This window comes from Pseudomonas sp. MHK4 (genome assembly GCF_054600775.1).
This window is the reverse complement of sequence record NZ_BAAIAK010000001.1, coordinates 935,182-958,374: the sequence shown is the minus strand read 5'-3', so window position 1 is coordinate 958,374 and position 23,193 is coordinate 935,182. Positions and strand designations below refer to the sequence as shown.

Below are 23,193 nucleotides of genomic sequence, written 5' to 3'. Positions count from 1 at the left end.
TTATATCTCGAATCGGCCAGCTTGGAACCTGTCACAATTTACAGGTGGCCCACTTTAATCAGATGCCAGAGAAAAGACTGTCAGCTAAAGCGCCGCCTGTTGTAGGAGGTATCGCTATGTTTTCCGCCGCCGCATCCGTTCGTCGATTTGAATGCTGCGCTGGCGTGTTGCGCGATTTGAGATAGGGTTGACTCAGGAACTCGCGCGATTGGAGAAATACATGCGCTATTCAAGCTTGACCCAACGCATCGCCGGTGAAGGCGCCGCGGCCTGGCAGATTCATGACCGCGCGCTGCAATTGCGCGCAGAGGGTGTCGACATATTGCTGTTGTCGGTCGGCGACCCGGATTTCGATACACCCAAACCCATCGTCCAGGCGGCCATCGACAGTTTGCTGGCCGGCGACACCCACTATTCGTCAGTGCGTGGCAGTCGGAGCCTGCGCGACAGCATTGCCCGGCGACACCGGCGTCGAAGCGGCCAGGTGGTGGATGCCGACCATGTGATCGTGATGCCCGGGGCGCAAAACGCGGTGTATTCGGTCGCGCAGTGCGTACTCGATCCGGGCGACGAAGTGATAGTCGCCGAGCCCATGTACGTGACCTATGAAGGGGTATTCGGCGCGTGCGGGGCGAAAGTGGTGCCGGTGCCGGTGCGTCCGGAGAACGGTTTTCGGGTCGATCCGGCGGACGTGGCGGCGCGCATCACTCCAAGGACTCGCGCGCTGTTGCTCAACAGCCCGAACAATCCTTCCGGCGCCAGTCTGTCGCTGATGATTTGGCAGGAACTGGGCTTGCTGTGTATTCGGCATGACCTGTGGCTGATCAGCGACGAGGTCTACAGCGATCTGCTCTACGAGGGCGAGCACATCAGCCCGGCCAGCCTGCCGGGCATGGCCGAGCGCACGGCGACCATCAACAGCCTGTCCAAATCCCACGCCATGACCGGCTGGCGTGTGGGCTGGGTGATCGGGCCAAAAACCTTGAACGACCATCTGGAGCATCTCTCGTTGAGCATGCTGTTTGGCATTCCGGAGTTCGTTCAACAGGCGGCGCAACTGGCGCTGGATGAAGACCTGCCGGAGGTGGCGATGATGCGCGAAGAATATCGACAGCGCCGCGACCTGGTGTGTGCGAGCCTGAACCAGTGTCCGGGTATCCGGGCCATTCGTCCGGATGGCGGCATGTTTGTAATGGCCGACGTGCGCCAGACCGGGATGACTGCCCAGCATTTCGCCGAGCGGCTGCTGGAGGGGTATGGGGTGTCGGTGCTGGCGGGTGAGGCGTTTGGGCCCAGTGCAGCGGGGCATATCCGCATCGGGTTGGTGGTGGATCAGCGCAAGTTGGCGGATGCGTGTCGACGCATAGCACTGTGTGCGATGGACCTTCTGGAAGCGCGGCGAGCCTGAGGGGTTTTTTGTGTTTGGGCTGGCCTCATCGCCAGCAGGCTAGCTCCCACAGGGGAACTGTGCACGCCACAGATCCAATGTGGGAGCTAGCCTGCTGGCGATAGCTATCTGACAAACACCCAATCCATCAAGCCTTCCACGCCCGCGGATTGACCAAGTTAGCCGGCCGCTCACCCGCTAACGCTGCCAGCAGATTATCCACCGCACACCGGGCCATCGCTTCCCGTGTCTCATGGGTGGCCGAGCCCATGTGCGGTGTCGCCACCACATTGTCCATCTGCAACAACGGCGAGTCATGGTTCAACGGTTCGCGCTCGAACACGTCCAGCCCGGCTGCACGAATCTGTCCCTTGCGCAACGCCTCGACCAGCGCCGCTTCGTCGACCACTTTGCCCCGGGAAATGTTGATGAAGATGCTCTCGGGGCGCATCAGCGCAAACTGCTCTGCGCCGATAAGGCCTTCGGTTTCAGCGGTCAACGGCAAGGTCAGACAAACGAAATCGGCCTGCTGCAGCAGCTCCGGCAGGCTGCGGTATTGTGCATCGAACCGCTGCTCCACCGCCGGTTTCGGCGACTGGCTGTGGTAGATCACCGGCATGCCGAAACCGAAATGCCCACGCTGGGCCAGCGCCTCACCGATGCGTCCCATGCCGATGATGCCCAGGGTCTTGCCATGCACATCGCTGCCGAAATGCGCGGGGCCGATGTTGCGGGTCCATTGCCCCGCGCGAACCAGGTTCGCCAGTTCCACCACGCGCCGGGCGCTGGCCAGGATCAGTGCAAACCCGGTGTCGGCGGTGGTTTCAGTGAGCACATCCGGCGTGTTGCTGAGCAGGATGCGCCGCTCGGTCAAGTAGTCGATGTCGTAGTTGTCGACGCCCACCGAGACGCTGGCGATGGCCTCCAGGTCGGGCGCCAGGTCGAGCAGTTCGGCATCCAGCTTCAGGCTGGCACCGAGCAAACCGTGAGCGCGGGGCAGGGCATCACGCAGTTGGGCCAGGCCTTCGGTGTCGAGGCTTTCGATCAGCGTCACCTCGACCTGCTCGTGCAAGCGAGCCATCAGCGACGGCGAGAGTTTCTTGTACAGCACAACCTGTTTTTTCATTGTCATCATCTCGATCAGGAATGGGCGGCGGTGCGGGTCAAGGTGACCGTGGGACGCTCCCGGTCGCTGGCGCCGGGCTTGAGGAAAATCGTCAGTACCACCGAGAACATCAGCGCGCCACTCATCAACAGGTACGATGCGCCGGGCGAACCGGTGGAGCTGTTCAGGTAGCCGACCAGGTAGGAGCCGCCGAACGAACCGAGGGCGCCCATGCTGTTGATCAACGCCATGGCGCCACCCGCTACGTTGGCCGGGAGGATTTCCGGAATGATCGCGAAGAACGGCCCGTAAGGGGCGTACATGCAGGCGCCGGCAATCACCAGCAAGGTGTAGGACCACCAGAAGTGCTCGGCACCCAGGGCGTAGGAACCATAGAAAGCGAACGAGGCGATCAGCAGCGGCGGCCAGACGAAGCGTTTGCGTTTTTGCAGTTTGTCCGAGCCCCAGGACACCAGCAGCATGCCGATCACCGCCGCCAGATAAGGCAGCGCCGAGAGCCAACCGGCCTGCACCATGTCCATCTGTGCGCCGGCCTTGAGGATCGATGGCAGCCACAGCACGAAGCCGTAGACGCCGATGCTCCAGCAGAAAAACTGCAGGGCCAGGATAATCACTTTCGGCGAACGGAACGCTTCGGCGTAATTCTTCACCGCCTTGATGCCGACCTGTTCGGCGGCCAGGGCGCTTTCCAGGTCCTGTTTTTCCTGGTCGTTGAGCCACTTGGCCTGGGCCGGACGATCATCGGCCAAGCGCCACCAGATGAATGCCCAGAGCACCGCCGGCAAACCTTCGACGATGAACATCCAGCGCCAGCTGTAGTGTTGCACCAGGTAGCCCGAGACCACCGACATCCACAGCATGGTCACCGGGTTGCCGAGAATCAGGAAAGTGTTGGCGCGCGAGCGTTCGGCGCGGGTGAACCAGTGGCACAGGTAGATCAGCATCGCCGGCATCACCGCGGCTTCGACCACGCCGAGCATGAAGCGGATGACGATCAGCCAGTAGGCGTTGGAGACGATCCCGGTCAGGGTCGCCAGGCTGCCCCAGAGGATCAGGCTGACGAAGATCAGTTTCTTCACGCTGTGTTTCTGCGCGTAGATCGCCCCCGGCACCTGGAAGAAAAAATAGCCGAGGAAGAACAGAGCGCCGAGCATCGACGACAGGCCCGGGGTGATCATCAAATCCGCCGCCATGCCGGAGGCCGCGGCGAAGCCGTAGTTGGCGCGGTCCAGATACGCCAGGCTGTAGGTGATGAACACGATGGGCATGATGTACCACCAGCGGCGGGTGGCGAGCGTTGCGGTTTTCATGGTGATGCTCCTGAGCTTGTTGTTTTTGTCGCAGCAGGTGTTCAGATCTTCAGTGACTGTGCCGGCCTCATCGCCAGCAGGCTGGCTTGCACAGGTTTTGTGGGAGCCAGCCTGCTGGCGATGACGGCCTCGAATTCAACGGACATTTCAAGCCTTGTCGGCAACCCCTCCATATCCCCCCGACTCTGCACGGCACGGCTGCCAATCCAGTTGGCCCGCTGCACCGCGTCGGCAAAGCTGTGGTTTTCCAGGAGCGCACTGATCATGCCGACGGCAAAACCATCGCCGGCACCCACCGTATCGACCACTGTTTGTACCGGCACGCCCGCGACGAAACCTTGATCAAGGTGAGTGCGGTAGTAAGCGCCATGCGGCCCGAGTTTGATGGCCACGGCTTCGGCGCCCTGGCCTAAGTAGAACGCGGCGATGTCGGCCGGGTCTTCGAAACCGGTGAGCAATCGCCCCTCACTCAGCCCCGGCAGCACCCAATGGGCGAGGGCGGCCAGGCGGTTGATTTCGCGGATCATCTGCTGCTCGCTGGCCCACAGGCTTGGGCGCAGGTTCGGGTCGAACGATACGCTGCGCCCGGCTTGGCGCATGCGGGTCATCAGTTCGAACGACATCTGCCGTGCGGTTTCCGACAGCGCCGGGGGAATGCCGGTGGCGTGCAGGTGACGGGCCTTGAGCAATTCGGGCACGATCGAGTGCGGCGACAAGTGACTGGCCGCCGAACCACGGCGGAAGTACTCGACGGTGGGGTCGCTGCCATCGTCGGTGCGCGACTTGAGCTGAAAGCCGGTGGGGTGTGCGGCGTCGATGTCGACGTGGCGGCAATCCAGGCCTTCTTTTTCCAGCGTGTCGATCACGAAGCGACCCAGGGAATCGGCACCAACCCGACTCAGCCACGCCACCTTGAAGCCTAGCCGCGACAAGCCAATGGCAACGTTGCTGTCGGCGCCGGCAATGCGTTTATGGAAGCGGCCGACGCTGGCCAGATCACCGGCTTGCTCGGCGACGAACATCGCCATGGTTTCGCCGAACGACAGAATATCGATCTCAGACATGAGCGCTCTCCAGCCGCGATTGACCCAGGTGGGCGAGGGCGGTGACATGTTCGCGGGTCAGTTGCACCAGGTCGTCGCCTTGCAGCGGATATTCCACAGCCCGCATGACACCTTGGGCCATGTGCCGCAGCAGCTGTTCCCACTGTTGCAGGTCGCTGGCGGCGGGCGGGATGGCGACCAGCTTGCCGTCGGCGCGGCGGGTCACTGCCTTGCAGTGCACGTAGCCGACATGGCGACCGAGCAAGCGCGCCGCGCTGGCAGGCGACTGGTCTTGCCAGTGCCAGTTGCCGATGTCGAACGTCATCTGGATCGGCAGGTTGTGTTGCTCCACGGCCGCAAAAAACCGTTGGAACGGCTCGATTCGACCCCCGTGCAAGGTCTGGTCGTTTTCCACCAGCAGTTGCACAGGGGTTTCGTCCAGCAGACGGGCGAGGGTGTGCAGGTCGCTGTTGTCGGTGAAATAACCCAGCGACACTTTCAGCCATTTACTGCCGAACGCCTCGGCGCGGTGCAGGGCGCCGATCAGTTCGGGATTGGGTTTCGACTGACCGGCCAGCCACAACTCCATGGGTGAGGAATACACACTCTCCAGCCCTTGGGCCTGGGTTGCGTCGGCCAATTGTACGGGGTCTTCAACGGTCAGCAGTTCTTCGCGCCATTCGATGCGCGTGGCGCTGGCGGCGGCCAGTACGTCGATGAAACTGCCTTGGCCGCGCTGGCGTACCAGATCGGCGCCGTAGCTGGAGAGGCTGATGGAAACGGCGGGTTTGTTCATTGTTTTTTTACCTCTGAAACCGGTTTCATTTTTGTTCAAAAAAATGGAGAACTATAGGGCCTCTTCGCTGGCAAGCCAGCTCCTACACGGTTAGGTGTCGTTCACAGATCCCTGCAGGAGCTGGCTTGCCAGCGAAGGGGCCCGTCCAATCACTCGAAAACTCCAAGGGTCGACCCCCTGGCAATCAACCGCACCGAAAAATCCAGCGTCCGCACCGCTCCATCATCCCCACGCAGCCGCTTGAGCAAACACTCAAACGCACTCGCGCCGATCTCGGTGGTCGGCTGGGCGAGGGCGGTGATGCCGCTGCCAACCAGCGGATACCAGTCGAGGTCATCGAGGGCGATCAGGCCCACGTCTTCGAACAGGTTGCACTGCAGTTCACGCAGCGCATGGGTACTGGCCAGCGCGGCAATCCCGTTCGCGCAAAACAGCGCTTTTGGACCGGGACCGGGTGTGGCAAGGAAGTTTTTCAGATTCGCCGTCAGCTCGCTGCCGGTTTCTGCGATGGCGCCGCGAAGCGCGGGTCGCTGCTCGATCTGCGCCTTGAAACTGCTGACCCGTTCGATCCGCGAACTGGTGCCGTCAAACGGTTCGGTCACCAGCAGCACATCGCGGTAGCCACGCTCTTCAAGGTGGGCGAGGGCCATCTCGACGGCCGCCGGGTTGTCCAGCCCGACCATGTCGCTCTCAAGGTGCTCGACCTTGCGATCCACCAGCACCAGGGGCATTTCCCGGTGCAGTTCGTGCAACTCGTCGCGGTGATGACCCAAGGTGTTCACGATCAGGCCTTCGATGTTGTAGGAGCGCAGCAGGGCCAGATGTTGGCGTTCCTGTTCGTCATCGCGGTCGGTGTTGCACACCACCAGGCTGTAGCCGTGCTGACGGCAGGCGGTTTCCACCCCGTGCATCACGGCAATCGAATAAGGGTTGCGGATGTCGGCCACCAGCATGCCGATCAGGCGGGTGCGTCCACGTTTCAGGCCGCGGGCCATCTGGTTCGGGCGGTAACCGAGTTCGGCAATCGCCTGTTCGATGCGCTGGGCGATGGCATCGGAGAGTAACGCGCGATCATCGCCGATGAACCGCGAAACGCTGGCCTTGGAGACCTTGGCGTGTTCGGCCACGTCGAGCATGGTCACGCGGCTGCGCTGGGCGGCGGAAAAATCGTTCACGGTCAGAAACCTTTTTATTGGATTTATAAGGTTGAGCGTCTGGCGCTGAAACCGGTTTCAGGAGACACCAAAAGCAAATGTGCCGTCAAGTGTCGAATGCTTCCCGAATCGATTTACACCGACAGGTGGCGCTCAGACCAGCACACCCAACCACGCCGAACCCAACAACAACAGGCCCATACCGCGGTTGAAGCGTTGCATCGAGCGGGGTGAGCGCAACCAGCGGGCGGAGCCTGCACCGAGCAATGCCCACATCCCGAGACACGGTAGGGAAATCAGAAAGAACACCAGGGACAGGTACATCACACGCACCGATCGATCTTCGCCCACACCGGCGAACACACTGACCACGGCCAGCGCCATCATCCAGGTTTTCGGGTTGATCAATTGCAGGCTGGCGGCGCCCAGCAGACCGAGACGGGCCTCAGCCCCCTGCGTGGTGATGGCCCCGGCCGGGGCACGGAAGATCTGCCAGGCCAGATGACTCAGCCACGCCACGCCGGCCCATTGCATGACGGTTTGCAGCAGCGGCCAGTGCGTCAGTGAGGAGCCGGCGCCAGTGCCCACCACAAGTACGAGTGTCGCCGCGCTGGCGCCGGCACCCAGGATGATCGGCACAGCGGCGGCCAGGCCGAATCGGGCGCTGTTGCTGAGCACCAGAATGTTGGTCGGTCCGGGAGTGATCGATGCCACGAAGGCGAAGAGCAAGAAGGGCAGTAACGTCGGGAAAGAAGAAAGCATCGCGGGCAAACTCCGGTGAAGATCAGTGAAGTCGATCTTCACAATCCCCGGCGTTATCTGTCTGGAAGATTTGAGCAGCGCTTGCGGTACAGCGCCGGCGTCAGACCGTAGGCGCGCACGAACCAGCGTCCCAGGTGGCTCTGATCGGCAAAGCCAAGCGTCATGGCCACCGTCGTCGGTTGTTCACCCTGGGCCAGCATTCGTCGGGCGCAGGCGAGGCGCAATTGCACCAGATACGCGTGGGGCGCGATGCCATAAGCGGCTTTGAATGCTCGGGTCAGGCGGAAGCGGTCGACGCCGGTGGCAACAGCCAGTTGGTCGAGGCCGATGTCGTTTTGCGCGTTGGCGTGCAGGTACTCCCGGGCCTTTTGCGCCACTCGCGGCAGGCGCGGGTCTTCGTTATAGCGGGTGCGCCAGTGCGAATGGCTGGTCAGGCGTTCGAGTAAACCGTCGAGGGCACTCTGGCGGATGATTTTCAATTCACCGCGATGCAGCGTTTCAAACGCCAGGCTTGTTGCATGGGCTAGACGCGAATCGCTGGCCAGGGTGTTGGCGAAACTCAATTCACTGTTGTCCGGCGCATTGTCGAACACGGCGCCAAGTTCGCGTTGCAACCACTGCGGGTCGAGGTAGAGCATGCGGTAGGTGAATCCGTCCACGTTCGGTGCTTCACCGTCATGAATGTCGCCAGGCTCCAGCAAAAACACCTTGCCCGGCGTGCTCTGGTGCTTCTTGCGTCGGCAATTGAATTGCTGAACCCCTTGCTCGGTTACGCCCACCAGATAGCTGTCATGCCAATGCGGGTCGTAGGCATGGCCTTCGAAATGCGCGCGCAGGGTCTCGATGCCGGTGTCGGCATCCTGGGCCAGGTCGATCCAGTTGTGGGCGGTCATGTTGCACCTGTGGGACGGATTGCCAGCGTATTAAACGACGGTGGCGAGAGTCATGGCTAGAACGTTTGTGCAGATAGAACACTTCCATAAGCAAAACCGTTAGTAGCACAAACAACTCGTAACGCCACTAGCTGTTCTGATAGCTGTTTTTCAAAAAGGCTGGAGTTTAGTCTCAGCCAATGGAGCCATCTGAACAGAAAGGGCCAGTCATGAATCTTTTGCTACCCCAGAAACCCGGTTATCTTGTGATCACTTCGATTACCTCGGACTCTATGAATGTCGCGTGGTCCTACACGACTCAGTTCACAAGATTTGAAGTGACCTATGGGCGCGATGATCAATGGCCGACCCCTATCGATACAAAACATACCACGAGTCGAAACTACCGTATTACAGGATTGCAACCGCAAACCAAATACTTCATCGAAGTACGCGCGGAAAATGCGAGTGGCCTTTCGGCACCGTCGGAAGGTACCGCCACCACTCAGGCCGGCGTAGTAAAACCTGTTGCCCCAACCGGATTCAGCGCCCAGCCGACGAAAGACACAGTGGCATTGACCTGGCAGAAGTCCGCGCTTGCAGCAGGTTATCGAGTCAGTTACGGCTTGCTCCCCAATGGTCCGGTCATCAATACATTCACCACCACCGTCGAGGCCTATACGGTCAGCGGGTTAAGCTCAGGGACTGCCTATTATTTTGATCTGGTGGCGTTTAACGCGGCGGGTGATTCACCGTCGGTGCGAGCAACGGCATCCACGCTGGCGGTGCCCGCAGCCCCGACCAATCTGAAGGCAACGCCAGCCATTCTCTCGATGGATCTGTCGTGGACGGGCTCTGCGGGTGCTATTGAATACGTCATCCGCCATGGCGTCGAACCTGGTGGGGCGTCTCAAACCCAGACCACCAGAATCACCAGTCACACGCTGACAGGTCTTGCAAAAAACACTCTGTATTTTGTGGAAGTCAGCGCCGTCAATGTCAATGGCGAATCGTTGCCGGCGCGTATCACCGCAAGGACTCAGGATGGGCCACCGATTCCTTCGACTCCCGGTCCGTTGCACACGCTTGTCACCCCTCACTCTATTCGCGTCACTTGGGCAGCGTCCCCTGCGCCGGAATACAGGGTCAGCCATGGCCTGGACAATGGCGAGCACGTGGTCATTGGCAGCGAAAAAACGCAACATCTGACTTACGTAGTCCAAGGTCTGCAACCTCAAACCGGGTATTTCGTCGAAGTTCGCGGTGTCAATTCAACTGGCGAGTCAGCACCCTCCAGCGCCACTGCCACCACTGCGATTTTTGAGGCTCCGCGCAGTCTGACCCCAGGTGAATTGACTGACGAATCGGCGGCCTGGCGCTGGAGTGCTGGCGCCGATTATCCGAATGGCACCCGCTACGAGGTCTCGCTAGGGGATCAGGTTCTGGATACGGTGGGTGACACCCAGTATCTCGTGAAAGGTTTAACCGAAAATACCCAATACGTGTTCAAGGTTCGCGCCAAAGGGCCGGGTGGCTATTTCTCGAATTATGTGTCGGACAGTTTTACAATCAAACCCTACAGAGGAATACGAATTTGCTCCCCTGGCGGATTGAGAGGCGGTCGCAGTACCGCAACTACGGCTTTGCTGAGTTGGGAGGAGCCCTATGCAACGTGCCCTTTGTGCCCGGACGCTGTGGACTATGAAATAAGCGGCGAAGGTATCGCGACGCTTAATGTGATTCGACCTCCATGCGAGGTGACAGGGCTGAAAGCCGATAGCGAGTACTATTTGGCAGTGCGCGCGAAAGGGGGTGGGAACAATGTGTCAGAGCCAAGCCATGTACTGATCGCAATGCAACGGGGCAAACCCGGCTCGCTGTAGTCAGGGCACGGATCGCTGCATCAAACCTTTCAGAGCAAGGATCTGGCAGCTCGCGGTTTTTTTACCCAAACAACCCCGCAGCGATGTTGATCGAAAACCCGAGGATCGCCGTGTTGAATAGGAAGCCAATCAGCGACTGGGCCAGCACGATCTTGCGCAGATCCCGAGTCGCCACACCGACATCGGCCGTCTGCACTGCCACGCTGATGGTGAAGGAAAAGTACAGGAAGTCCCAGTAGTTGGGCGTTGTCAGGCCTTCGGCAAAACGCAGCGCCGGGTCCTTGCCGTTCCAGGTGTAGAACAGCCGCGCGTAGTGCACGCTGAAGATCACCCCGATGAGCAGCCATGAGCCGATCACCGTCAATGCGGTGAAACCGTAGTGCAGCAGCTTGCGGGAGGTGTCCAGGTCTCTGCTGCCGGCCAGTTCGAAGGCGATGGTCGCCAGGCTGGCAATCGCCGCGATGCACACCACGAACAGCACCAGGCCGGCGTTTTCGTCTTCGATCTCGGCGATGCGTTTCACATCGGTTGCCTTGGAGCGCACGGTGAGCCAGAACATCAGGAGCAGATAGGTCCAGACCCCGACGTTCCAGCCGATGAGGATTTTGCTGATGATCGAATCGGCTGGAGCCAGGATGCCTGCCGCAACGCCGAGGGTGGCGGCGGCGGACAGGCGAGGGTGGGTGTGGGTGAGGTAGGACATGAAGGCTCGTTGGTTCGGGGCATTGCAAACACCTTAGCCCAGGTGATCCCAATCTTGAAATCAATGAAGCCCCTTGTAGGAGCCGGCTTGCCAGCGAAGAGGCCATTTCATTCAACATCCCTATTGACTGACACACCGTCTTCGCTGGCAAGCCAGCTCCTACAATGTGGGTGTGTGGGTTAGCGTTTGCGCACCAGCTTCATCACCACCACAAAAAACACCGGCACAAACACCACCGCCAGTGTCGCCGTGATCATCCCGCCGATCACCCCGGTGCCGATGGCTTGCTGGCTCGCCGAGCTGGCGCCCGTGGCAATCGCCAATGGCACCACGCCGAGGATGAACGCCAGCGAGGTCATGACGATCGGCCGCAGGCGCAGGCGCGCGGCCTGCAGCGTGGCGTCGATCAGGTCGTGGCCTTCGTCATACAGGCTCTTGGCGAATTCGATGATCAGGATCGCGTTCTTCGCCGACAGGCCGATGATGGTGATCAGCCCGACCTTGAAGAACACGTCGTTGGGCATACCTCTCAACGTCACCGCGAGCACCGCACCGAGAACGCCCAAAGGCACCACCAGCAACACCGAGGTCGGAATTGACCAGCTCTCGTAAAGCGCCGCCAGGCACAGAAACACGATCAATAGCGACAAGCCCAGCAGGATCGGCGCCTGGCTACCGGACAGGCGTTCCTGCAATGACAGGCCGGTCCACTCCTGGCCCAACCCGGCCGGGCCCTGCGCCACCAGCCGTTCGATCTCGGCCATGGCTTCGCCGGTGCTGTGGCCGGGCTTTGGTTCGCCGGAAATGCTCACCGCCGGATAGCCGTTGTAGCGGGTCAACTGCGCCGGTCCCTGGGTCCATCTGGCCTGGACGAAGGCCGACAACGGCACCATTTTTCCGCTGGTGTTGCGCACATGGATTTTCAGCAGGTCGGCCACCTGGCTGCGCTGATCGCCCTCAGCCTGCACAACGACTCGCTGCATCCGCCCCTGGTTGGGGAAGTCGTTGATGTAGGTCGAGCCGACGGCGGTGGAGAGCACGCTGCCGATGTCGGCGAAGGACACTCCCAGGGCATTTGCCTGCTTGCGGTCGACGATCAGCTCGACCTGTGGCGCTTCGGCCAGGGCGCTTTCGCGCACGTTCATCAGGATCGGGCTTTTCTCGGCGGCGGCGAGCAATTCGCTGCGCGCCTGCATCAACGTGGCATGGCCGAGGCCGCCTCGATCCTGCAGGCGGAACTCGAAACCGCTGGACGTGCCTAGGCCATCCACCGGCGGCGGCAGCACCGCGAAGGCCACGGCATCCTTGATCTGGCTGACGGCGATGTTGGCGCGATCGGCAATGGAACTGGCCGAGTCGTCGCTGCCGCGTTGCGACCAGTCCTTGAGCGTGGTAAAGGCCAGCGCCGCATTCTGGCCGCTGCCGGAGAAGCTGAAACCGAGGATCACTGTGCTGTCGCCGACACCCGGCTCGGTTGCGTTGTGCGCTTCGATCTGCTCGACCACCTGCACCGTGCGGTTCTTGCTCGCGCCGGGCGGCAACTGGATGTCGGTGATGGTATAGCCCTGGTCTTCCACCGGCAGGAACGAGGAGGGCAGGCGACTGAAGCAAATCCCCAGACCGATCAGCAACACACCGTAGATCAGCAGGTAGCGGCCGGTGCGTTTCAACGCGTAGGCGACCCAACCCTGGTAGCGCTCGGTGAGCTGCTCGAAACGGCGATTGAACCAGCCGAAGAATCCGCTCTTTTCGTGGTGCTCGCCCTTGGCAATCGGCTTGAGCAAGGTGGCGCACAGCGCCGGGGTCAAGGTCAGGGCCAGGAAGGCCGAGAACAGGATCGAGGTGGCCATCGACAGCGAGAACTGCTGGTAGATCACCCCCACCGAACCCTGCATGAACGCCATGGGAATGAACACCGCCACCAGCACCAGGGTAATGCCGACGATGGCGCCGGTGATCTGCTGCATCGCCTTGCGTGTCGCTTCCTTGGGCGACAGGCCTTCGGTGGCCATGATCCGCTCGACGTTCTCCACCACCACGATCGCGTCATCCACCAGGATGCCGATGGCCAGTACCATGCCGAACATGGTCAGCACGTTGATCGAGAAACCCAGGGCCAGCATGGTCGCGAACGTACCCATCAGCGCCACCGGCACCACCAGGGTCGGGATCAGCGTGTAGCGCACGTTCTGCAGGAACAGGAACATCACCGCGAACACCAAAAGCATCGCCTCGCCGAGGGTGTAGACCACCTTGGTGATCGAGACCTTGACGAAGGGCGAGGTGTCGTACGGGATCTTGTATTCCACGCCAGCGGGGAAGTAACGCGCCAGTTCATCCATTTTCGCCCGCACCAGCGTCGCGGTGTTCAGGGCGTTGGCCCCCGGCGCCAGTTGCACGCCGACGGCGGTTGACGGCTTGCCGTTGAGGCGGGTGGAAAACTGATAATCCTGACTGCCGATCTCGACCCTGGCGACATCGCCGATGCGCACCGTGGAGCCATCGGGGTTAGCCTTGAGCACGATGTCGGCGAACTCGTCAGGGGTCGACAGCTGACCCTTGACCACAATGGTCGCGGTGATTTCCTGGGTGCTGCGGCTTGGCAAGTCGCCAATGCTGCCAGCCGAGACCTGGGCGTTCTGTGCGACGATGGCGGCGTTGACATCGGCTGGCGTGAGGTTGAAGCCGATCAGTTTCTGCGGGTCGATCCAGATCCGCATCGCCCGTTCGGCACCGTACAGCTGCGCCTTGCCGACGCCGTCCAGGCGCTTGATTTCGTTCATCACGTTGCGCGCCAGGTAATCGCTGAGTGCCACGTCGTCGAGCTTGCCGTCACTGGAGGTCAGGGTGATCAGGAGGAGGAATCCGGCGGAGACTTTCTCCACCTGCAAGCCCTGCTGGTTCACCGCTTGCGGCAAACGTGACTCGACGACCTTGAGGCGGTTCTGCACGTCGACCTGGGCCATTTCCGGGTCGGTGCCCGGCTGGAAAGTCGCCTTGATCGTGGCGCTGCCGAGGCTGCTTTGCGACTCGAAATACAGCAGGTGATCAGCGCCGTTGAGTTCTTCCTCGATCAGGCTGACCACGCTTTCGTCCACGGTCTGCGCCGAAGCGCCAGGGTACACGGCATAGATTTCGATTTGCGGCGGCGCCACATCGGGGTACTGCGCCACCGGCAACTGCGGGATGGCCAGGACACCGGCCAGCAGGATGAACAGGGCCACCACCCAGGCGAACACCGGGCGATCGATAAAGAACTGCGGCATAGACAAGCGTCCTGCTTACTGGCCAGAAACCTGGGCAAGTGGAAGGGGGGTGTCATCGATCTGCACGGTCTCGCCGGGGCGGGCGTGTTGCAGGCCTTCGATGACGATGCGATCGCCCGGCTTGAGGCCGCCGGTGACGATCCAGCGATCGTCCTGCACGCCACCCAGCTCCACCGGTTGCAGGCCCACGCGCTGCTGGGGGTCGAGCAACAAGACTTGCGCGATGCCGGCGCTGTCACGCTGGATGGCCCGTTGCGGCACGCTGATGCCTTGCTGGTTGACCCCTTGCTCCAGGCGCACGCGCACGAAGCTGCCGGGGAGCAGGTCGAGATCGGGGTTGGGGAATTCGCTGCGCAGGATGATCTGGCCGGTGCCCGGATCGACCGTGATGTCGGTGAACAGCAGCTTGCCCGGCAACGGGTAGAGGCTGCCGTCGTCCTGGATCAGCGTGGCCTTGACCTGATCCTGGCCGACCTGTTGCAAATGGCCGGAACGGAAGGCGCGGCGCAGGTCATTGAGTTCGCGGGTCGATTGACTGAGGTCGGCGTGGATCGGATTCAGCTGCTGGATCAGCGCCAACGGCGTGGTTTCGTTCTGCCCCACCAGCGCGCCTTCGGTGACCAGGGCGCGACCGATGCGCCCGGAAATCGGCGCCGTGACCGTGGCATAGCCCAAGTTCAGTTTCGCCCGCTCGACCGCGGCTTTGCTGGCGGCGACGTCGGCAGCGGTTTGCCGTGTGGCGGCCCGGGCGTTGTCGTAGTCCTGGCCGCTGATGGCGTTGCCTTCGATCAACTGGGCGTAACGCTGTTCCTGCAGCCTGGCCTGGAACGCATTGGCCTCGGCCTTGCGCAGCGCGGCGTCGGCGCTGTCCAGGTCGGCCTTGAACGGCGCCGGGTCGATGCGAAACAGCACATCGCCTTTCTTCACGTCACTGCCTTCGCGAAAGGCCCGCTGCAACACCACGCCGGCCACCCGGGCACGGACTTCGGCCATGCGCGGCGCGGCAATCCGCCCGCTCAATTCGCTGCTGATCGACAGCGGTCGGGCTTCGATGGTTTCGATGCGCACGGTGGCCGGCGGCGCCTGTTCTTCGGCGTTCGAGGCGCTGTCGCAGGCGCTCAGCGTCAGCGCCAGTGCGATCAGGCTGAGCCCGGCAAGCAGATTCTTTGACATGGATTACCCCAATAGTGACGCCCAGCATCCTACTGGGCGACGGCGAGGGTAGCGGTGAAGCTTTGTTGGTGCTGTGTGAAATTGTGTAAGGGTTTTACTCGGGTGTGCGTGAGGGCGTATATCCTGAACAACTTGAATTCTATTGCGACTGTCCCGGCCTCTTCGCGGGCAAGCCCGCTCCTACAGTTGTCCGCGAAATCTTTGTAGGAGCGGGCTTGTCCGCGAAGAGGCCGCAAGTCACCACTGCATCTGCTGGAAACACCCCATGCCCAACATCCTCCTGGTCGAAGACGACACCGCACTCGCCGAGCTGATTGCCAGCTACCTGGAACGCAATGGCTACTGCGTCAGCGTGATCAGCCGCGGCGACCAGGTGCGCGAGCGTGCGCGGCTCGATCCTCCGGACCTGGTGATCCTCGACCTGATGCTGCCCGGTCTCGATGGCCTGCAGGTCTGCCGCTTGCTGCGCGCCGACTCGGCGACCTTGCCGATCCTCATGCTCACTGCCCGCGACGACAGCCACGATCAGGTGCTGGGCCTGGAAATGGGCGCCGACGACTACGTCACCAAGCCTTGCGAGCCCCGGGTGCTGCTGGCCCGGGTGCGCACCTTGCTGCGGCGCAGCAGCCTCTCTGAGCCACTGGCGGCCAATGACCGCATCCTCATGGGCAACCTGTGCATCGACCTGTCCGAACGCACGGTGACCTGGCGAGAACAACCGGTTGAGTTGTCCAGCGGTGAATACAACCTGCTGGTGGTACTGGCCCGTCATGCCGGTGAAGTGCTCAGTCGCGACCAGATCCTGCAACGTCTGCGCGGCATCGAGTTCAACGGCACCGACCGCTCGGTCGACGTGGCGATCTCCAAGCTGCGGCGCAAGTTCGACGACAACGCGGGTGAAGCGCGCAAGATCAAGACCGTGTGGGGCAAGGGTTACCTGTTCAGCCGTTCCGAGTGGGAATGCTAAAGACGATGTTCAGAATCCTCTTTCGCCTGTACCTGGTGACCATCGTTTCGTTCAGCGCCGCGATCTACCTGGTGCCGGACCTGGTGATCAAGGTCTTCCACGAGCGCTTCCTCAGCTACAACCTCGACTATTCCCGTGGCCTGCAAACCCTCATGGTCAAGCAGTTCAAGGCCGTCCCGACCGACCAATGGCCGGCCCTGGCGGCGCAAATGGACAAGGAGTTCCAGCCGCTGCACATCGTGCTCAGTGGCAACGACGACGCCGGGTTTTCCCTTGAGGAACAGCAGCGTTTGCAACGCGGTGAGAACGTCGTACGCATTGGCGACTGGGGCTGGCGTACCCTGGCGGTGGCTCCGCTGAACGAGCACACGGTGGTGCAAATGGTCGTGCCGCCGGACCCGATGGACGTCAGCCTGTTGTACTGGAGCATCAACGTGCTGATCGGCGCGACCATGCTCGCGTGCCTGCTGTTGTGGCTGCGTCCGCACTGGCGCGATCTGGAACGCCTGAAAAGCGCCGCGGAGCGCTTCGGCAAGGGGCACTTGAGCGAGCGCACGCAGATTGCCCCCAGTTCCAACATCGGCGGCCTGGCCAACGTCTTCGACACCATGGCGGGCGACATCGAGAGCCTGCTGAACCAGCAACGGGACCTGCTCAATGCGGTGTCCCACGAACTGCGCACCCCCCTGACGCGCCTGGATTTCGGCCTGGCCCTGGCCCTGTCCGATGACTTGCCGGCGACCAGCCGCGAGCGTTTGCAGGGGTTGGTCGATCACATTCGCGAACTCGACGAACTGGTGCTGGAGCTGCTGTCCTACAGCCGCCTGCAAAACCCGGCACGGGTGCCGGAACAGGTCGATGTGTCGCTGGATGAATTCATCGACAGCATCCTGGGCAGCGTCGATGACGAACAATCCCCAGACATCGTCATCGACGTCTTGCTCCACGGCCAACTCGAGCGCTTCAGCCTCGACCCACGGCTGACCGCTCGCGCGTTGCAGAACCTGCTGCGCAATGCCATGCGCTACTGCGAAAAACGCATTCAGGTCGGTGTGCAGGTTTGTCCCGAGGGCTGTGAGATCTGGGTGGACGACGACGGAATCGGTATTCCGGACGACGAGCGCGAACGGATTTTCGAGCCGTTCTATCGATTGGATCGCAGTCGGGATCGGTCAACCGGCGGGTTTGGCCTGGGGCTGGCGATCAGCCGCCGGGCACTGGAGGCGCAGGGTGGGTCGTTGACGGTCGAGTCGTCGCCGTTGGGCGGGGCACGGTTTCGGTTGTGGTTGCCGACGCCGGGGTGATTGCGACGAACGGTTGCTGCATCTGTCAGATCTGACAGTAGCCAGATTCACTGCGTGCGCGTTTGATTGTGTTTTGTTTGTCAGGATCTGACGGCAGGGCAGGAGGATGGAAATGGCCGAGCCAATCACAAGAATAATGGGGCAGGGCACAATCAACGCGATCAGGGAGGTGCGGGTCGACACGACATCGACCTCCTTTGCCCTGGTCCTTCCCGATGATGGGTCCGGTTCCAGGTTGGCGATCCGTATAGGTCTTAACATCACGGAAGATGGAGACGACTGTTTCCTGGTGGGCGATAAGGTGAAGTACACCTTGCTGACGGGGCCGGCGGGAGCGTTTCCCAAGGCGCAAGACCTGGTGAAAGTCCTAACGCTGCCCCGCCCTGTGTAGGCGCTGGCGCAGGGATCAGGCGTTCATCCGGATGCGCAACTGCTTGGCCATGCCCTCCAGATCCGCCATCGGATTACGCCCGATCAGCATCCACGCATGTTGCATGTCCGCCCAATAGACAATGTTCATCCCGTGCCGGCGCTCCTGGGCAAAGTGCCGGCTGCCGCTGTTGGAATGGGTGACACACAGCGCCATGGGGCCGTGTACCGGGTCCAGGTAGCTGATCTGGGCGATGGCCACGCCATCGTACTCAAGGATTTGCGCGCGTTTGAATTCAGCGCGCGGCAAGGTCAGATTTGCCGGCACAAGGTTGAGGCCCAAGCGTGCATCGATCGTTTGCAGCTGCGCCCGTTGCGTCGCTTCGTCACTGGGTAAATGGTCGAGGGTTTCCGGTACGTAAAGCACCATGTAGTCCGCCACCAACCCGCGCCAGCTGTGGGTTTGCTGACTGCTTTGCCAGCCAAGAAACAAGCGGTCCGCGACCACGCCGCCCGCCACCAGCCCGGCCGCGGCCGCCAGGAACCAGCGCCGGCTCAGCGCTGGGGGGGCAGGCACGGGCAAGGTGTCGAGCATGGCCTGCAGGCGATCCACCGGTGCCTGGCGAGCCAGCTCGTCATAGGCGGACTTGAAGGGCAGGCTGCTGCGGGCCAGCCATTGCAGGCGCAGGCCGAGCATCGGGTCCTGGGCAATGGCCGCGTCGATGTGGGCGCGTTGTTCGGCGTCGAGCTGGTTGTCCAGGTAGGCCACCAATTGCTCATCCGAGGGTATCGCGTTCATCGACGTTCTCCGGTTGAAGGGTTGGGCACCGTGTGCAGTGGCGGATATTCGGCGAGTTTCGCCCGCGCGGTGGCCAGCCGGCTCATCACGGTGCCAATGGGTACTTGCAGGACTTCGGCAACTTCGCGGTAGGACAAACCCTCGACGTAAGTGAGAAATACCGTTTCGCGCTGGGCTTCGGGCAGCGCGTCGACGCGGCGGATGACCTGCGCCGCCAGCACGTGAGTCTGCGCCGCGTATTCACCGTCAAACGACAAGGCGCTATCGGGCTCGACCAGGCCCTGTCCCTGATGCACCCGGCGGGTGCGGATTTCGTTCAGCCAGATCGAGTGCAGAATGCTCATCAGCCAGCGGTCCATTCGGGTGCCCGGGGTGAATTGTTCCGCGCGTTCGAGCGCGCGCACGCAGGTCGCCTGCACCAGGTCTTCGGCGACGTGCCGTTGTCGCGACAACAGCAGGCCATAGCGCCACAAACGCGCCAGATGTTGGCCCAGTTCTGCCCTTATTTCCTGGATGTTGGCGATGGAGACCTCCGTGCGCCCGGTTGTCAGGTTTGCGACGAGCCGTTGATAGCTTCGGCCAGGTCCTGGTATTCCTCGCAGGTCGTGTTGCCGCAGATCGATTTTATCTGCTGCAGTTGCTCCTGCGCGAGGTCCAGCCGACCTTTGATCACATAGGCTTCGCCCAGATATTCGCGAACTTTTGCGTACTGCGGGTCGAGCTTGACCGACTGCAGGTAGTAACCGATACCTTCATCGGTGCGCCCCAGTTTACGTGTGGCATAGCCGCGATAGTTCAGGGCCTTGGCGGTGTTGGGTTGCTTGAGCGTATCGAGCAGGGCCAGGGCTTCTTCGTAACGCCCGTCCTTGGCCAATTGATAGGCGTAATCGGTGCGGTCGGCGTCCGGCACGAGCATGCTGGTTAGCTTGACGCATTTTTGCGCCTTGCTGTCGAACACTTGCCCTCGAGGGCACTGCGGTTTGGCGGGGGTATCTTCCTCGCCGTTGGCCCACGCCAGGGAACCGGACAGCGCGACGGCAAGCACCAGCGGGGCAGTAACAATCGAGAGACGGCGATTCATGGGCAATGCTCCGAGTCGGGACATCGAATGGGCCGAAAATGTTCAGAGGGGCTGATGACCCCTCAAGCGAAACATAAACACCGCAGCGTGGGCATTTATTCATTTTCCCCGACGTTTTTTTGCAAGAAAGGCCAAGTCGCCGGGCGCTATCAGTTCAACAGGCGAACCGGTTTTCCTGCCGACCAGGCTTGAATGTCTTCGATCATTTGCGAGAAGAATAGATGGTAATTCTGCTGGCTGACGTATCCGACATGGGGCGTTGCCAGCACGTTGTCCAGGGTTCTGAACGGATGATGTTCAGGCAACGGCTCCTGCTCGAACACATCCAGCGCCGCGCCACCCAGGCGTTGTTTCTGCAGGGCCTTGATCAGCGCTGCTTCATCCACAATGGGCCCGCGGGCGGTGTTGACCAACAGCGCGGTGGTCTTCATCCAGGCCAGCGCCTGGGCGTCCACCAATCCCCGGCTGCGATCACTGAGTACCAGGTGCACCGAGAGCACGTCGGCCTGTTCGAACAGTGCCTGTTTGCTGACGAGGGTTACTCCGGCTTCGGCGGCGCGCTCGGCGGTCAGATTTTCGCTCCAGGCAATCACGCGCATGCCGAATACCTGGCCAAACCGGGCAACCCGCTGGCCGATGCTGCCCAGCCCCAGAATCGCCAGGGTCTTGCCGTGCAGGTCGCCGCCGATGCCTTGCTGCCACTTGCCGGCGCGCAAGGCGTTGGCTTCGACCACCAGGTTGCGGGTCGCGGCCATGATCAGTGCCCAGGTCAGTTCCGGCGCGGCGTGTTTGTAGCTGTCGGTGCCACTGACCTGGATGCCGAGCGCCGCGGCGGCTTGCAGGTCGATCGCGGCATTGCGCATCCCGCCGGTGACCAGCAGCTTGAGTTGCGGCAAGCGGCGCAGCAGGTCTTCGTCGAACCGGGTGCGCTCGCGCATCACGCAGATCACCGCATACTTTTCCAGGCGCGCCGCCAGGGTCGTGTTGTCGGCAGGGTAGTCATGGATGAACTCCACGTCACCGATAGCCTCCAGCACGGACCAGTCCAGTACATTGCGGGCCACGTCTTGCCAGTCATCGATTACCGCAATCTGCACTGCCATCAGCTTTACCTCGTCAACGAACGGGATTGGTGTTGTTCAGCCAGCCAAGCAGCGCCTTATGGAACTGCTGCGGCTCTTCCATTTGCGGTGCATGGCCCATGCCAGGGAATTCGACCAGTGTCGACTGTGGAATCAGTTTCGCCACTTGCTTGCCGAGTACGTCGTAATGGCCGATTCTCGCCTTGACCTCGGGCGACGCAATATCGCTGCCAATGGCGGTGGTGTCGGACGTGCCGATCAACAGTAGGGTCGGCATCTTCAGGTTGTGGAATTCGTAGTACACCGGCTGGGTGAAGATCATGTCGTAGATCAGCGCCGAATTCCATGCCACCTGTGTATGCCCCGGGCCTTTGTTCAGGCCGGCGAGCATGTCCACCCAGCGCTCGAACTCGGGTTTCCAGCGGCCGCCGTAGTAGGTGGCGCGCTCGTAGTTGCGGATACCCTCGGCGCTGAGTTTCAGTTCGCGCTCGTACCACTGGTCCACCGTGCGATAGGGAACCCCGAGGGCTTTCCAGTCTTCCAGGCCGATGGGGTTGACCAGCGCCAGCTGCTCGACCTGTTCGGGATATTGCAGCGCGTAGCGGGTGGCGAGCATGCCGCCGGTGGAATGCCCGAGCAGGGTGGCTTTCTGGATACCGAGGGCCTTGAGCAGTTGTTGGGTGTTACTCGCCAGTTGCTGGAAGCTGTATTGATAGTGGTCCGGTTTGCTGGACGTACAGAAACCGATCTGGTCCGGGGCAATGACCCGGTAGCCGGCATCGCTCAGGGCCTTGATCGAGGTCTCCCAGGTGGCGCCGCAGAAGTTTTTGCCGTGCATCAGCACCACGCTGCGACCGTTGGCCTTGCCGTGGGCAGCGACGTCCATGTAGCCCATCTGCAGGGATTTGCCCTGGGACTCGAAGGCAAAATGCTTGACCGTGTAGGGGTATTCGAAGCCTTGCAATTCGGGGCCATAGGCCGGGCCTTGCGCAGCGATGGCGGGCAGGGCGGCGGTCAGCAGCAGGCCGGACAGCCAGCTTGAGCGGGTAAGGCGCATGGATGAACTCCGTGGAAAATCCGCCGATGCTGGATCGGCACGATTAGGGCGACATTAAACAGGCAACTGTCGCGGCACTTGGTTCAACCCATCCACCCCAGGGTCGCCAACGCCAGCACCCCATAACGGGCGCCCTTGGCCAGGGTGACGATCAGCAGGAAGCGCCCCAAGGGTTCGCGCATGACGCCGGCTACCAGGGTCAGTGGGTCGCCGATCACTGGTAGCCAGCTAAGCAGCAGCGACCAGTGGCCGTAGCGTTGATAGTGGCGACGGGCTTGTTCCAGGTGTCTGGAACTGACCGGAAACCAGCGCCGGTCCCGGAAGCGCTCGATGGCGCGCCCCAGCCACCAGTTCACCAGTGAACCGAGGACGTTACCCAGCGTGGCGACCGCCAGCAGCGACCACAGCCAGTAGCGATCGCTGACGATCAGCCCGACCAGCAGGGCTTCGGACTGCAGGGGCAGCAAGGTCGCGGCACCGAATGCCGCCAGGAACATGCCGATGTAGGCGCCGAAAATCAATGGGCGGGATAGTCCGCCACCACCACATCGGAGCCGTCCTTTTTCAGGCCGATCACTTGATAGGCGTCGCTCATGCCGTCCATTTCCATCCCCGGCGAGCCCATGGGCATGCCAGGCGCGGCGACGCCCAGCAAGTCATTGCGCTTGCTCAAGGCCAGCACCTGGTCGGCCGGCACATGGCCTTCGACGAATTTGCCGTTGATCAGACCGGTATGGCAGGACGCCAGGCGCGGTGGCACGCCGTGTTGTTGCTTGAATTCGCTCATATTGCTTTCGACGTGGTCCTCGACCTTGAAGCCATTGGCCTCAAGATGGCTGATCCATTTCTTGCAGCATCCGCAATTGGCGTCGCGGTGGACTTCGATCGGGATCAGGTCGGCGGCCTGGGCCAGGGAGGAGATGAACAGGGCGCCCAAGGCAGCCAGACGTAAAGAGGTTCGCATGTCGGAAGGGGTCTCGGATTGCGGGCAAAAGAATGCATTTTGACGGTTTTTTGCCGGCGGATATTCAAGGTTTGTTTCGAAGTGATACGAAGCTG

22 protein-coding genes are annotated in these 23,193 nt (G+C 61.6%); 5 read left to right on the top strand and 17 right to left on the bottom strand.

The features are described from left to right. Nucleotides 1-220 precede the first annotated feature (220 nt). The gene (locus tag ACYP2Q_RS04120) at nucleotides 221-1,408 is read left to right on the top strand and encodes a pyridoxal phosphate-dependent aminotransferase (RefSeq protein ID WP_459729318.1); all 1,188 of its coding nucleotides are present in this window, start codon (nucleotides 221-223) and stop codon (nucleotides 1,406-1,408) included. 127 nt (nucleotides 1,409-1,535) lie between these two features. Here ACYP2Q_RS04120 and ACYP2Q_RS04115 read toward each other — a convergent pair whose 3' ends face one another. The 7 genes from ACYP2Q_RS04115 to ACYP2Q_RS04085 form a co-directional block, all read right to left on the bottom strand. Beyond that, nucleotides 1,536-2,513, bottom strand: a complete 978-nt coding sequence (locus tag ACYP2Q_RS04115; protein WP_459729317.1) for a 2-hydroxyacid dehydrogenase — start codon at nucleotides 2,511-2,513, stop codon at nucleotides 1,536-1,538. A gap of 14 nt (nucleotides 2,514-2,527) precedes the next feature. After that, nucleotides 2,528-3,823 (bottom strand): MFS transporter, encoded by a 1,296-nt coding sequence (locus ACYP2Q_RS04110; protein WP_459729316.1) that lies wholly within the window; start codon nucleotides 3,821-3,823, stop codon nucleotides 2,528-2,530. Between the two features lie 41 nt (nucleotides 3,824-3,864). Then, nucleotides 3,865-4,887, bottom strand: a complete 1,023-nt coding sequence (locus ACYP2Q_RS04105; RefSeq protein ID WP_459729315.1) for a sugar kinase — start codon at nucleotides 4,885-4,887, stop codon at nucleotides 3,865-3,867. Next, nucleotides 4,880-5,662 carry a sugar phosphate isomerase/epimerase family protein gene (locus ACYP2Q_RS04100; protein ID WP_459729314.1) on the bottom strand — a complete coding sequence of 261 codons (783 nt, stop codon included), beginning with the start codon at nucleotides 5,660-5,662 and terminating at the stop codon, nucleotides 4,880-4,882. Before ACYP2Q_RS04100 ends, ACYP2Q_RS04105 begins: the two co-directional genes overlap by 8 nt. Before the next feature lie 149 nt (nucleotides 5,663-5,811). Further along, the gene (locus ACYP2Q_RS04095) at nucleotides 5,812-6,837 is read right to left on the bottom strand and encodes a LacI family DNA-binding transcriptional regulator (RefSeq protein ID WP_459729313.1); all 1,026 of its coding nucleotides are present in this window, start codon (nucleotides 6,835-6,837) and stop codon (nucleotides 5,812-5,814) included. 132 nt (nucleotides 6,838-6,969) lie between these two features. Beyond that, the gene (locus tag ACYP2Q_RS04090) at nucleotides 6,970-7,578 is read right to left on the bottom strand and encodes a LysE family translocator (RefSeq protein ID WP_459729312.1); all 609 of its coding nucleotides are present in this window, start codon (nucleotides 7,576-7,578) and stop codon (nucleotides 6,970-6,972) included. A gap of 53 nt (nucleotides 7,579-7,631) precedes the next feature. Next, nucleotides 7,632-8,471: an AraC family ligand binding domain-containing protein gene (locus ACYP2Q_RS04085; RefSeq protein WP_459729311.1), complete on the bottom strand. Its 840-nt coding sequence runs from the start codon at nucleotides 8,469-8,471 to the stop codon at nucleotides 7,632-7,634. Nucleotides 8,472-8,650: 179 nt separating this feature from the next. Between ACYP2Q_RS04085 and ACYP2Q_RS04080 the strand changes: the two genes are divergently transcribed. Beyond that, a complete protein-coding gene (locus ACYP2Q_RS04080) occupies nucleotides 8,651-10,333 on the top strand; it encodes a fibronectin type III domain-containing protein (protein WP_459729310.1) in 1,683 nt (560 codons plus the stop codon). Nucleotides 10,334-10,394: 61 nt separating this feature from the next. On the opposite strand, the gene ACYP2Q_RS04075 is transcribed toward ACYP2Q_RS04080, so the two are convergent. The 3 genes from ACYP2Q_RS04075 to ACYP2Q_RS04065 all read right to left on the bottom strand — a co-directional run bounded on the left by ACYP2Q_RS04075 (nucleotide 10,395) and on the right by ACYP2Q_RS04065 (nucleotide 15,475). After that, nucleotides 10,395-11,036 (bottom strand): DUF1345 domain-containing protein, encoded by a 642-nt coding sequence (locus ACYP2Q_RS04075; RefSeq protein ID WP_459729309.1) that lies wholly within the window; start codon nucleotides 11,034-11,036, stop codon nucleotides 10,395-10,397. A gap of 179 nt (nucleotides 11,037-11,215) precedes the next feature. Beyond that, complete coding sequence (locus ACYP2Q_RS04070; protein ID WP_459729308.1) at nucleotides 11,216-14,302, bottom strand: multidrug efflux RND transporter permease subunit; 3,087 nt, start codon at nucleotides 14,300-14,302, stop codon at nucleotides 11,216-11,218. 15 nt (nucleotides 14,303-14,317) lie between these two features. Continuing rightward, on the bottom strand, nucleotides 14,318-15,475 hold the full coding sequence (locus tag ACYP2Q_RS04065; protein ID WP_459729306.1) for an efflux RND transporter periplasmic adaptor subunit: 1,158 nt from the start codon (nucleotides 15,473-15,475) through the stop codon (nucleotides 14,318-14,320). 265 nt (nucleotides 15,476-15,740) lie between these two features. Between ACYP2Q_RS04065 and ACYP2Q_RS04060 the strand changes: the two genes are divergently transcribed. The 3 genes from ACYP2Q_RS04060 to ACYP2Q_RS04050 all read left to right on the top strand — a co-directional run bounded on the left by ACYP2Q_RS04060 (nucleotide 15,741) and on the right by ACYP2Q_RS04050 (nucleotide 18,137). Next, on the top strand, nucleotides 15,741-16,442 hold the full coding sequence (locus tag ACYP2Q_RS04060; RefSeq protein WP_459729305.1) for a response regulator: 702 nt from the start codon (nucleotides 15,741-15,743) through the stop codon (nucleotides 16,440-16,442). Nucleotides 16,443-16,447: 5 nt separating this feature from the next. Continuing rightward, the gene (locus tag ACYP2Q_RS04055; protein ID WP_459729304.1) at nucleotides 16,448-17,746 is read left to right on the top strand and encodes an ATP-binding protein; all 1,299 of its coding nucleotides are present in this window, start codon (nucleotides 16,448-16,450) and stop codon (nucleotides 17,744-17,746) included. A 112-nt stretch (nucleotides 17,747-17,858) separates the two neighbouring features. Next, nucleotides 17,859-18,137, top strand: coding sequence for a hypothetical protein (locus ACYP2Q_RS04050; protein WP_459729303.1), 279 nt, complete (start codon nucleotides 17,859-17,861; stop codon nucleotides 18,135-18,137). 15 nt (nucleotides 18,138-18,152) lie between these two features. Here ACYP2Q_RS04050 and ACYP2Q_RS04045 read toward each other — a convergent pair whose 3' ends face one another. From ACYP2Q_RS04045 to ACYP2Q_RS04015, 7 genes are all read right to left on the bottom strand, one after another. Next, a complete protein-coding gene (locus ACYP2Q_RS04045; RefSeq protein ID WP_459729302.1) occupies nucleotides 18,153-18,914 on the bottom strand; it encodes an anti-sigma factor family protein in 762 nt (253 codons plus the stop codon). Next, nucleotides 18,911-19,396 (bottom strand): RNA polymerase sigma factor, encoded by a 486-nt coding sequence (locus ACYP2Q_RS04040; RefSeq protein ID WP_459729476.1) that lies wholly within the window; start codon nucleotides 19,394-19,396, stop codon nucleotides 18,911-18,913. The genes ACYP2Q_RS04045 and ACYP2Q_RS04040 overlap by 4 nt, the downstream gene beginning before the upstream one ends. Before the next feature lie 65 nt (nucleotides 19,397-19,461). Beyond that, nucleotides 19,462-19,995, bottom strand: coding sequence for a tetratricopeptide repeat protein (locus ACYP2Q_RS04035; protein ID WP_459729301.1), 534 nt, complete (start codon nucleotides 19,993-19,995; stop codon nucleotides 19,462-19,464). Between the two features lie 149 nt (nucleotides 19,996-20,144). Then, nucleotides 20,145-21,098, bottom strand: coding sequence for a D-2-hydroxyacid dehydrogenase family protein (locus ACYP2Q_RS04030; protein ID WP_459729300.1), 954 nt, complete (start codon nucleotides 21,096-21,098; stop codon nucleotides 20,145-20,147). Nucleotides 21,099-21,111: 13 nt separating this feature from the next. Then, the gene (locus ACYP2Q_RS04025) at nucleotides 21,112-22,134 is read right to left on the bottom strand and encodes an alpha/beta fold hydrolase (protein WP_459729299.1); all 1,023 of its coding nucleotides are present in this window, start codon (nucleotides 22,132-22,134) and stop codon (nucleotides 21,112-21,114) included. An 83-nt stretch (nucleotides 22,135-22,217) separates the two neighbouring features. After that, entirely contained in the window at nucleotides 22,218-22,652 is a 435-nt protein-coding gene (locus ACYP2Q_RS04020; protein ID WP_459729475.1) for a YqaA family protein, read from the bottom strand. Beyond that, a complete protein-coding gene (locus tag ACYP2Q_RS04015; RefSeq protein ID WP_459729298.1) occupies nucleotides 22,652-23,098 on the bottom strand; it encodes a DUF411 domain-containing protein in 447 nt (148 codons plus the stop codon). The genes ACYP2Q_RS04020 and ACYP2Q_RS04015 overlap by 1 nt, the downstream gene beginning before the upstream one ends. Nucleotides 23,099-23,193: the final 95 nt, after the last annotated feature.